Raw genomic sequence first — 11,032 nt, 5'->3', positions numbered from 1 at the left:
CGGAACGGTCAGGCTCTGGGACGAGCAGGCCATGGTCGAGATCGACGGCATCGCGGTGCTGGACTGAGACGGCACGCGAAGGAGGCGGAGCGGCCACGGGCGCCCGTGGCCGGACGCACACCGCCGGAGGCGGCCGAGGTGGAAAAGCCCCACGTCATGCCGTGTGGTCACGGGTGAACAGGGCAGACGGCGTTCTGTGACCACAGCGGGACGGCAGCCGTCCACCCTCGACGCGGACCTGGAGCAGCGGGCCGGCCGCCGCGCGGCGCGCCGGACGGGTGAACCGGCGCAGGGGATATATCTGTATTCGGTGCTCTTTGTTCCGGATCGCCCGTCGTGATCGTCCTCATCCTCTGCCACTTCGTACTCGCCGCCTGCGCGGCGCCGCTCGTGCGGCGGTTCGGCAGGCACGCCTTCGTCGTGCTCGCGCTGCCCCCCGCGGCCACCACGGTGTGGGCGGCCACCGAGTGGGGCGGCGCGGAGGCCGGCCGGGCGGTCACCTGGTCCTGGGAGTGGATCGGCACGTACGACGTGTCGGTCGCCCTGCGCCTGGACGCGCTCGCCGAGCTGATGGTGCTGCTCGCGGCCGGGGTCGGGATGCTCGTCCTGCTGTACTGCGCGTCGTACTTCACCGACGGCTCACCGCAACTGGCCTCCTTCGCCGGGAACCTGCTGGCCTTCGCCGGTGCCATGCTCGCGCTCGTCCTCGCGGACGACCTGATCTCGCTCTACGTGTTCTGGGAACTGACCACCGTCTTCTCCTACCTGCTGATCGGGCACACCAGCACACGCAAACAGAACCGCCGCTCCGCCCTCCAGGCCCTGACGGTCACCACACTGGGCGGCCTCGCCATGCTGGTCGGCTTCCTCATCCTCGGCGAGGCGGCCGGCACCTACCGGATCTCCGCGATCGTCGCCGAGCCGCCGGGGACCACCCCCGCCGTGTCCGTGGCCGTGGTCCTCGTGCTGTGCGGCGCCCTGGCGAAATCGGCGATCTGGCCCTTCAGCCTCTGGCTGCCGAACGCCATGGCCGCGCCCACCCCCGTCAGCGCCTACCTGCACGCCGCGGCCATGGTCAAGGCCGGTGTCTACCTGGTGGCGCGGCTCGCCCCCGCCTTCGCCGACGTCCCCGTCTGGCGGCCGGTCGTCCTGGTGCTCGGGGGAGCGACCATGCTCCTCGGAGCCTGGCGCGCCCTGCGCCTGCACGACCTGAAGCTGATTCTCGCCTACGGCACCGTCAGCCAGCTCGGCTTCCTCCTCGTGCTGGCCGGGGCGGGGAACCGGAACGCCGCGCTCGCCGCCGTCGCGATGATCCTGGGGCACGCCCTGTTCAAGGCCGCGCTGTTCCTCGTCACCGGCATCGTGGACCACGCGGCCGGCACCCGTGATCTGCGCAGGCTCTCCGGTCTCGGCCGCACCATGCCGTACGTCTGCGCGGTCGCCGTGCTCGCCGCCGCCTCCATGGCAGCCGTGCCGCCGCTCCTCGGGTTCGCCGCCAAGGAGGCCGCCTTCGACGCCCTGCTGCACGGCGGCACCGCCGACCGCTGGGTCCTGGCCGTCACCGTCGCCGGCTCGGTGCTGACCGTCGCGTACACCCTCCGCTTCCTCTGGGGGGCCTTCGCCCGTAAGCCAGGGATCGCCGACACCCCCGCCCGCCGGGTCGGCGCCGCCTTTCTGGCCCCGCCCGCCGTGCTCGCCGCCGCCGGGCTGGTGCTCGGCCCCGGCGTAGGAGGGACGGACCGTCTGTTAGCCGCGTACGCCGATGCGTTCCCCGCCCCTGGCCACCCCTACCACCTCGCGCTCTGGCACGGCTTCAACCTGGCCCTGCTGCTGTCCGCCCTGACGTGGGCGGGCGGCGCCGCACTCTTCGCGGGCCGTACGACGGTCACCCGCGTCTCCCGGCGCGTCGCCTGGCCGACCGCGGACAGCGTCTTCGGACACCTGCTGCTCGGCCTGGAACGCGTCGCCCTCCAGGTCACCGGCTTCGTCCAGCGCGGCTCCCTCTCCGGCTACCTGGCGATCACCCTGACGGTGATGCTGGCCGGCCAGCTGGCGGTCCTGGCCACGGACCGTCCCTGGGAAGGAGCGGTCGCCCCCAGGATCTGGGACACCCCGCTCCAGGGAGCGGTGGCCCTGCTGACCTGTGCGGCCGCGCTCTCCTGCCTGGCCGTCAGCCGCCGGATGAAAGCCGTCGTGCTGGCAGGGCTGACCGGGTACGGGGCGGCGTTGCTCTTCGTCGTGCAGGGTGCCCCCGACCTGGCGCTCACCCAGTTCTGCGTCGAGACCGTGTCGATGATCGTGTTCGTGCTGGTCCTGCGCCGGATGCCGGTGCGTTTCGAGGAGCCGGTCGGCACCTGGCGGTGGGCACTGCGGATCCCGCTGGCACTGGCCTCCGCCGCGACGGTCGGCGTGGCCGTCTGGGCGGCGGGCGGCGCCCGCGTCGCCGAACCCGCCGGCGCGGCGATGGTCGAGGAGGTCGCCCACCACGGCCTCAAGGACGTGGTGGCCACCATCCTGGTCGACCTGCGGGCCTGGGACACGCTGGGGGAATCAGCCGTCCTCGCCGCGGCGGCGATCGGAGTGACCAGCCTCATCTATCTGCACCGCCGCGGCGAGACGTCCGCCGACACGGAGGAGCTGCGGGGAGAGACCGCCTGGTCGCTCTCGGGCCGGCGGCTGACCGGTCTGCCGCAGGGCGACGACACCGCACCCGAGCGCAGCTGGCTGGCCGCGGGATCCACGCTCGCCCCCGAACACCGCTCCGTCGTCTTCGAGGTCGTCGCCCGGCTGCTCTTCCACCCCATCCTGGTGCTCTCGCTCTACCTGCTGTTCTGCGCGGAGAACATGCCGGGCGGCGGCTTCGTCGCCGGCCTCGTGGCGGGGCTCGCCCTCATCACCCGTTATCTGGCGGGCGGCAGGTTCGAGCTCGCGGCAGCCGCGCCGCTGCAGCCCGGACTCTTCACGGGACTCGGGCTGTTCGTGTCCACCTCGGTCGCCCTGGGCGGCCTCGCGGAGGGGACGGTGCTGCACGCCTGGACCTACCACGGGCATCTGCCCGTGTTCGGCGACTACCACCTGAGCACCTCGGTCCTCTTCGACTTCGGCGTCTACCTGCTGGTCCTGGGCGTGGTCCTGGACATCGTGCGGGCGCTGGGCGCCAAGGTCGACCGGCAGATCGAACGAGCGGCGGGCCAGCTGGCCCCCGCACCGGACAACGCCGAGGGGGAGCCGACCCGATGACCATGAGCGTCTCGCTCCTCGCCACGGCCGCCGTCCTCTGCGCGGTCGGCGGACTCCTCATGCTCACCCGGCCGCTCACCCGCATCCTGCTCGGCGCGGTGATCGCGGGCAACGGCATCAACCTGCTGGTCCTCTCGTCGACCGGCTCGGCAGCGGCGGCACCCCTGCTCTACGGGGTGCCGCTGGGGCGGGTCACCGACCCGCTGCCCCAGGCCATCGCCCTCACCGCCATCGTCATCACCCTCGCCACCACGGCCTTCCTGCTCGCCATGGCCTACCGCAGCTACCAGCTGACCGGCACGGACGAGGTCCACGACGACCTGGAGGACCGGCGCATCTTCCTGCGCGCCGAGGTGCTGGGGGAGCGGGCCGAACTCCGGGAGGAGTACCGGGCGGGATCCGGCCGGTCACGGCAGGACCGGGCCCGCTACCGCAAGGAACACCGCCGGCTGCGCGCCCGGCTGCGCGCCGACCGCGCCCTGCAGGCCCGGGGCCGGGACGCCGGCGGCAACCTGTGGCACGACGTGCTGGGAGCCGACCCGGAGGACTACGTGAACGACAAGGACGACGACCGAGGAGCCGCCGGATGAACGCGCTCGTTCCGCTGCCCGTGCTGCTGCCGCTCTGCGCGACCGGGGTGAGCCTCGCCTTCGGCACCAGGCTCGCGCGCTTCCAGCGCTTCATCAGCGTCGCCGTACTCAGCGCCGTCCTCTGCCTCTCGGTGATGCTGATGATCGCCGCCGACCGGCAGGGCCCCCTCTCCGTCCACCTCGGCGACTTCGCCCCGCCGCTCGGCATCACCCTGGTCGCCGACCGGCTGTCCGGGCTGATGCTGACCGTCTCCTCGGCGGTCACCCTCTCGGTCCTGGTCTACTCGCTCGGCCAGGGCATGGCGGACCGGGACAAGGAGACGCCCGTCGCCGTCTTCCACCCCGCCTACCTGATCCTGGTCGCCGGTGTCTCCCTCACCTTCGTCGCGGGCGACCTCGTCAATCTCTACGTCGGTTTCGAGATCATGCTGGTCGCCAGCTTCGTCCTGCTCACGCTCGGCGGGACCGGACCACGGATCCGGGCCGGCTCCACCTACGTGATCATTTCGCTGTTCTCCTCGATGCTGTTCCTGACAGCGATCGCCATGACCTACGCCGCCGCCGGCACGGCCAACTTCGCCCAGCTGGCCGTCCGGCTGCCCGATCTCCCCCTCGGTGTGCAGACCCTCGTCCAGGCCCTGCTGCTCACCGTCTTCGCCATCAAGGCGGCCGTCTTCCCCCTCGCCGCCTGGCTCCCCGACTCCTATCCGACGGCGCCCGCACCCGTCACCGCCGTCTTCGCGGGCCTGCTGACGAAGGTCGGCATCTACTGCATGCTGCGGACCGAGACCCTGCTCTTCCCCGGCAACCGGCTCGGCGATCTGCTGATGGCCGTCGCCCTGGCCTCGATGGTCGTGGGCATTCTCGGGGCGGTCGCCCAGACCGATCTGAAGCGGCTGTTCTCCTTCACCCTCATCAGCCACATCGGCTACATGGTCTTCGGTATCGGCCTCGCCACCCGGGAGGCGTACGGCGGCGCGATCTTCTACGTGGCCCACCACATCACCGTCCAGACCACCCTCTTCCTCGTCGCGGGACTCATCGAGCGCCGGGGCGGCACCAACGAACTCACCCGGCTCGGCGGACTGGCGAGAGCGGCTCCGCTGCTCGCGGTCCTGTTCTTCGTCCCCGCGATGAACTTCGCCGGCATCCCCCCGCTCTCCGGTTTCATCGGGAAGCTCGGACTCATGCGGGCAGGTGTCGCCGACGGCGGTGTCTGGGCCTGGGTCCTCGTCGCGGGTGCCACCGTGACCAGCCTGCTCACCCTGTATGTGATGGCCAAGATCTGGAATCTGGCCTTCTGGCGCGCCGAGCCACCGGGGCAGACCGCCTACGGCACCGTCCTGGAGACCGCCGACGACAGCGACGACGACGACGCCGACACCGGGCCCGACCGCATTCCCGGTACGGGCGACGAAGGCGTGGGGCCGCCCCGGCCCGCAGCCGGGCAGACCGTGGCCTCCACCCTTCAGGGCCGGGCCGTCACGACCACGGTCCGGCCGCCCGCGGCCATGACCGCCGCCACCGCGGGAGCCGTCGCGCTCGGTCTCGCGTTCACCGTCCTGGCCGGTCCGCTGACCGCCTTCACCGACCGTTCGGCAGCCGAACTCATCGAGCGCCGGCCCTATGTGGAGGAGGTGCTCGGCCGGTGAGGCGCCTGATCACCCTGTCGTTCCGCAACCCCGAACTGCCTCCTTTCAGCGTCGAGTTCGCCGGCCGCAGGCGCCGCGTGCTGGACCTTCCGCTGATCGCCTGGCTCACCCTGATCTGGGTCCTGCTGTGGTCCACCCTCACCTGGGCCAACGTCGTCACCGGCGTGGTCGTCGCGGTGTCCGTCTGCCTGGCGTTCCCGCTGCCGCAGGTCGATCTGGGGCTGCGGCTGCACCCCTGGGGCATCATCCGGCTCGCCGCCTATCTGCTCTACGACATGTACACCTCGGGGGTGGGGGTCACCCGGCAGATCTTCGCCGACCGTCCGCACCGGCCCGCCGTCATCGGCGTACCACTGCGCTGCCGCAGTGACCTGATGCTCGCCGCGACCGCCGTCACCGTCTCGAACGTGCCGGGCGGTTCCGTCGTCGAGGTGCGCAGGGCCACGGCCACGCTCTTCCTGCACGTCCTGGACGCGGACAGGCCGGAGCAGCTGGAGGCGGCCCGGCGCTCCGTCTGGAAGCTGGAGGAGCTGACCGTCCGAGCCTTCGGTACGCCCGACGAGATCGGCCGGGTGTCGGAGCCGCCGCCACCGGTCGCCGGCTCCGACACCCCGAAGGAGGGCTCATGAGCGGTCCCGAGACCGTCGACCGGGTGCTGATCAGCGCAGCGGTCGTGTTCGTCGTCGTCGCGTGCGCGCTGCTGCTCTTCCGGATCAGCCGCGGGCCCTCCATGCTGGACCGGGCCATCGGACTCGATGTCTTCGCCGCGGTGATCATCGCGGGCCTGGGCGCCAAGTCCGCTTTCGCCCGGGACTCGTTCTACTTCCCGATCATGCTGGTGCTCGCGTTCCTCGGTTTCACCGGATCGGTGGGCATCGCCCGCTTCATCGCCGTACGCGACAAACCTCTGTCACGCGGGAAGCCTGCCGGGAGATCCACCGGGGAGTCCGCCGGGGAGTCCGCCGGGAAGGAGGGGCGGGGATGAACGTCTGGCTGCAGATCACCGACACGGCCGGAGCGGTGCTCGTGTTCCTCGGGGCCGCGATCTGTCTTCTCGGCGTGGTCGGCATGGTCAAGCTTCCCGACGTCCTCTCACGCAGCCACGCGGCGACCAAGCCGCAGACCCTCGGGCTGCTGCTGGTGCTGGCCGGGGTCGCGCTGAGGCTGCGCGGCGGCATGGACCTGGCGACGCTGGCCCTCATCGGTTTCTTCCAGCTGATGACGGGCCCGGTGGCAGCGCATCTGGTGGCGCGGTCGGCGTACCGGACGGGGCAGATCGAGCACGGTGAGCTGCTCTTCGACGATCTCGACGCGCAGCTCACCGAGCCGGGGCAGGATTCCGGCGCGGGGCAGGACGCGGACCCGGGCCCCGGGCGGAGCTGAGCGCCGCCGGCCGCCGGGCAGCCCGGCGTCCGCGTATCCCCACGCAGGCCACCGCGCTTCTGCGATGATGCGGCGGGGGAACAACCGGACGCTGGGGGGCGTATGGGAAGCACGGGCACGGTGCTGCGCGAACTGCGCGGCGCACAGAAGCCGTCCAAGGGTGTCTCGCTCTACTCGCGGTACGTCAACCGGCCGGCCGGGCGTCTGCTCGCGGCGGGCGCCTGGCGCGCAGGACTGACACCCAATCAGGTCACGCTGGTGAGCGCGGCGTTCACCTTCTCCGCGCTCACGGCGGTGGCACTCCTGGAGCCGTCCTGGTGGCTCGGGGTGGTCGTCTGCGCGGGACTCGCCGTCGGCTTCGCCTTCGACTCGGCCGACGGGCAGCTCGCCCGGCTGACCGGGAGCGGCGGGCCGGACGGCGAATGGCTCGACCATGTCGTGGACTGCGCGAAGATGATCCTCGTCCACAGCGCCGTACTGATCTCGTTCCACCGCTCCGACGGCCTGCCCCATGAAGGCTGGCTCCTGCTGCCGCTGGGTTTCCTGTTCGTCGCCGTACTGACCTTCTGCGCGGGGCTCCTGCGGGAGCAGCTCGGCAGGGCGGCGGCCCACGCCGCGCCGGCACCCGCCGCAGCCGCGGCCCCGGTGTCCCGGATCCGGGCCGTGGCGCTGCTGCCCGCGGACTACGGCGTCTTCTGCCTGGTCTTCCTGCTGCTCGGCGCACCCGGGGCCTTCCGGGCCGGGTACGCCGTGCTCGCCGCGGTGCACGCCGTGTTCCTCGTGGCGTTCCTGGGCAAGTGGTTCAGGGAGCTGAAAGCGCTCCGGGCCGGCTGACGAGGACGTCCAGCGCCCGGCGCAGCTGGGTGCTGGACGTGTGCACCGTGTACGGGAAGTAGACGACCTCCACCCCGACCTCGGCGAAGTCCCGCTCCAGGCGTTCACCCTTCTCGGTGCCCCGCCAGTCGTCGCCCTTGAAGATGACGTCGAAACGGACCTGCTGCCAGGTCTCGACCTTGTCCGGAACGGTCTCCACGAAGGCCGCGTCCACATGACGCACGCTGCGCACGATCTCCAGCCGCTCGGGCAGCGGGATCACCGGTGTGTGGCCCTTGGCCAGGGCGGCCATCTCGTCGGAGACGACTCCGGCCACCAGGTAGTCGCACTGACTGCGGGCGTGGCGCAGGATGTTCAGGTGGCCGACGTGGAACAGGTCGTACACCCCCGGCGCGTAACCGACCCTGTGCTGCACCATCCGTTCTCTCCCCCCACGGTGGAACTGGTCCAACGACCTTACTGTGAAGAACACTTGTGCATCCCGTGAACGGATAAGCTCGAACAAGAGGCTGTCTTGGGGGGAAGGCGATCATCCGTTGTCCGCTGCTGAGCACCAGAGGCCGTTCGAAAACCGCAGACTTCTCGTGGTCTCCACCAACTACGCCCCCGAGCTGACGGGCATCGGGCCGTACGCCACACAGCTCGCCGAGCACTGGGCGGCGTCCGGAGCCAGGACCGATGTCCTGACCGGCATGCCGCACTATCCCGCCTGGCGCGTGGACGAGCGGTACCGAGGGGTGTGGCGGAGGGAGGAGAGCCGTCAGGGGGTGCGCGTCCACCGGCGGCGCCACTACGTGCCGCCTCGTCAGACGGCGCTGCGACGAGGCGTGTTCGAGGCGTCCGTGCTCGTCCACGGGATACTCGCGCCTCCGCCGGGCCGCCCCGACGCGGTGATCTCCCAGATGCCGAGCCTCGCGGGCGGTGTGATCGGTGCCCGGCTGGCCCGCCGCCACCGCGTCCCCCACATACCCGTCGTCCAGGACCTGATGGGCGCCGCCGCCGCGCAGAGCGGCATCCGCGGGGGAGGCAGGGCGGCGGCCGTCGCCGCGAAGGCCGAGCGCCACGCACTGCGCGACGCGACCCTCGTCGGTGTCATCCACGAGAGCTTCGTGGAGGGCGTCACCGCCCTCGGAGTGGACCCGGCACGCATCCGCGTGGTCCCCAACTGGACGCATGTGAAAGGGCCTTCGGCCGACCGCGCAGCCACCCGCGCCCGGCTCGGCTGGGCCGGGGGGACCCCCGTACTGCTGCACTCCGGGAACATGGGCCTCAAGCAGGGGCTCGACGTCCTGACCGGCCTGGCGCGGCTGGCCCCGGACATCCGTGTCGTCCTGATGGGCGACGGCAACCAGCGCGACGGCCTGCGCGAACGGGCCGCCGGGCTGCCCAACCTCGACTTCCTCCCGCCGGCGGACCCGGACGACTTCACCGATGTGCTCGCCGCCGCCGATGTGCTCGCGGTGACCCAGCGGGCCTCCGTGCTCGACATGAGCGTGCCGTCCAAGCTCACCTCGTACTTCGTCTCCGGACGCCCGGTCGTCGCCTCCGTGGCCGGCGGGGGCGGTACGGCCGACGAGGTGCGCCGTTCGGGGGCGGGGGTGCTCGTGGCGCCCGAGGACCCGGCCGCGCTCCTCGCGGCCGTACGCCGCCTGGCCGCCGACCCGGTGGCGGCGGACGCACTGGGAGCCCGCGGGCCGCAGTACGTCGCACAGCACCTGAGCCGGGAGGCGGGCCTCGCCCGCTTCGACGCCCTGCTCACCGAGGCACTCGGACACGCGGCGGCCGGGTCCATGCGAACCGGGGACACACGAGGGGGAGCCCGCCGATGACACATCCGATCCGACCCCTGGACGACCAGGACGAACCGGCGCTGCTGCGCGACCAGTTCCGCCAGCTCCTGCGCTACCGCGCGCTGCTCGCCGGGGGCGTCGTCGTCGGCCTGCTCGGCGGGGGAGTGCTCGCCCTGAGCGGTGACGACACCTACACGGCCACCGGTGAGGTACAGGTGCGCTCGGCGACCGCCGACCCCTTCGCCACCGGTGCCTCCGCCGACAAGGGCATCAACATCGGCTCGGAGCGGCAGACCGCGGTCAGTGACACCGTGGGCGACCTCGCCGCCGCGACCCTGCTCAAGGAGGGCGACGACGTCACCGCCCGGAAACTGCTCGCCGGCCTCCAGGTCACCAACCCGCCCAACACCCTCACCCTCCGCTTCTCCTACACCGGGGCCACCCCCGAGCAGGCCCGGTCCCGCGCAGAAGCACTGGCCAACGGCTACCTCGCGCACCGCAGGGCACGCACCGAGGAGAGCATCGACAACATGGCGAACGGCTACCGCGCCCAGCTCGAACCGCTGGAGGAGAAGCGCGACCTGCTGGAGGAGCGGACCGGGGTCGACCCCGCGGACGACGTCAGCAGCGCCCGCGCCAACATCATCGTCTCCATCTCCGAGCTGAGCCGGAAGATCTCCGAGCTCAAGGCCCTCGACACCACGCCCGGCTACCTCAACAAGAAACCCGTCGCCCCCACCGAGCCCGCCGGCGCCGGTCTGCCGCTGCTCCTGGGACTCGGCGCGGTCGTGGGCCTCGCCCTCGGACTGCTGCTGTCGTGGGTGCGTCTGGTCTTCGACCCCGCCGTACGCTCCCCCCGCGAGCTCGTCCGCTCCCTCGGTGCCCCGCTGCTCGGCACGCTGCCCAGGGAACGCGCGGCCGCGGGCACCCTGCTCGCCATCGGGCGCAGCGGTTCGCGGCTCGCCGAGGAGTACCGCGCCGTCGCCTTCCGGCTCGCCTACGACCCGTCGTTCGCGGAACGGCGTCGTCTGCTGGTCACCGCCCCGCGCGGGGACAACGCGGCGGCGGCCGCCGCCGCGGTCAACCTGGCCGCCGCCTTCGCCGAGATGGGCCGCGACGTCCTGCTCGTGGAAGCCGATCTGCGCACCCCGTCCCTGGCCCGCGATCTGGGGCCGGCCGCCCACGAGGTCCGGCCGCCGCGCTGGGCCGCCGAGGAGGGCGACCGCAGCTGGCCGGCGGGCGGCCGCTCCAACGTGGACGTGCCGGGCTCCGGTGCGTTCGCCCTGGTGGCCGGCGCCACCGCCGACAACGTCCCGCGCGCCCTGACCTCCGCGTCCGTCGGACGGATCGTCGCCGAGGCCGACCGCCCCGGTGCCGTGGTCATCGTCCTCGCCCCGCCGGTGCTGTCGTACGCCGACGCGGTCGCCCTCGTCGACCGGGTCGAGGGCGTCATGGTCGTCTGCGACCCGCGCGAGGTGCACCGCAGCGACCTGGAACGCATCCGCGAGATCATCGGGGCCTCCGGCGGCATGGTGCTCGGCGC

At 72.2% G+C, this 11,032-nt stretch carries 10 protein-coding genes; 9 read left to right on the top strand and 1 reads right to left on the bottom strand.

From position 1 onward, the window contains the following. The first annotated feature begins 336 nt into the window (after positions 1-336). From VN520_RS26885 to VN520_RS26855, 7 genes are all read left to right on the top strand, one after another. Positions 337-3,240, top strand: a complete 2,904-nt coding sequence (locus VN520_RS26885; RefSeq protein ID WP_325749536.1) for a Na+/H+ antiporter subunit A — start codon at positions 337-339, stop codon at positions 3,238-3,240. Continuing rightward, positions 3,237-3,830: a Na(+)/H(+) antiporter subunit C gene (locus VN520_RS26880; RefSeq protein WP_325749535.1), complete on the top strand. Its 594-nt coding sequence runs from the start codon at positions 3,237-3,239 to the stop codon at positions 3,828-3,830. Before VN520_RS26885 ends, VN520_RS26880 begins: the two co-directional genes overlap by 4 nt. Next, positions 3,827-5,482, top strand: a complete 1,656-nt coding sequence (locus tag VN520_RS26875; RefSeq protein ID WP_325749534.1) for a Na+/H+ antiporter subunit D — start codon at positions 3,827-3,829, stop codon at positions 5,480-5,482. Before VN520_RS26880 ends, VN520_RS26875 begins: the two co-directional genes overlap by 4 nt. Beyond that, positions 5,479-6,111 carry a Na+/H+ antiporter subunit E gene (locus VN520_RS26870; protein WP_325749533.1) on the top strand — a complete coding sequence of 211 codons (633 nt, stop codon included), beginning with the start codon at positions 5,479-5,481 and terminating at the stop codon, positions 6,109-6,111. Before VN520_RS26875 ends, VN520_RS26870 begins: the two co-directional genes overlap by 4 nt. Continuing rightward, positions 6,108-6,467 carry a monovalent cation/H+ antiporter complex subunit F gene (locus tag VN520_RS26865; protein WP_325749532.1) on the top strand — a complete coding sequence of 120 codons (360 nt, stop codon included), beginning with the start codon at positions 6,108-6,110 and terminating at the stop codon, positions 6,465-6,467. The genes VN520_RS26870 and VN520_RS26865 overlap by 4 nt, the downstream gene beginning before the upstream one ends. Further along, on the top strand, positions 6,464-6,865 hold the full coding sequence (gene mnhG / locus VN520_RS26860; RefSeq protein WP_325749531.1) for a monovalent cation/H(+) antiporter subunit G: 402 nt from the start codon (positions 6,464-6,466) through the stop codon (positions 6,863-6,865). The genes VN520_RS26865 and mnhG overlap by 4 nt, the downstream gene beginning before the upstream one ends. Positions 6,866-6,967: 102 nt before the next feature. Further along, positions 6,968-7,699 carry a CDP-alcohol phosphatidyltransferase family protein gene (locus VN520_RS26855; protein ID WP_325749530.1) on the top strand — a complete coding sequence of 244 codons (732 nt, stop codon included), beginning with the start codon at positions 6,968-6,970 and terminating at the stop codon, positions 7,697-7,699. Here VN520_RS26855 and VN520_RS26850 read toward each other — a convergent pair. Next, positions 7,668-8,117: an adenylyltransferase/cytidyltransferase family protein gene (locus tag VN520_RS26850; RefSeq protein ID WP_325749529.1), complete on the bottom strand. Its 450-nt coding sequence runs from the start codon at positions 8,115-8,117 to the stop codon at positions 7,668-7,670. The genes VN520_RS26855 and VN520_RS26850 overlap by 32 nt on opposite strands. Positions 8,118-8,235: 118 nt before the next feature. Between VN520_RS26850 and VN520_RS26845 the strand changes: the two genes are divergently transcribed. Both VN520_RS26845 and VN520_RS26840 read left to right on the top strand, forming a co-directional pair. Next, positions 8,236-9,528 (top strand): glycosyltransferase, encoded by a 1,293-nt coding sequence (locus VN520_RS26845; protein WP_325749528.1) that lies wholly within the window; start codon positions 8,236-8,238, stop codon positions 9,526-9,528. Next, the coding region (locus tag VN520_RS26840; RefSeq protein ID WP_325749527.1) for a lipopolysaccharide biosynthesis protein at positions 9,525-11,032 on the top strand (1,508 nt) is incomplete at its 3' end. The genes VN520_RS26845 and VN520_RS26840, both read left to right, overlap by 4 nt.

This window comes from Streptomyces sp., from assembly GCF_035563135.1.
Classification (GTDB): Bacteria; Actinomycetota; Actinomycetes; order Streptomycetales; family Streptomycetaceae; genus Streptomyces.
Note: the sequence above shows the minus strand (reverse complement) of the source record. Positions and strands in the feature narration are given on the sequence as shown.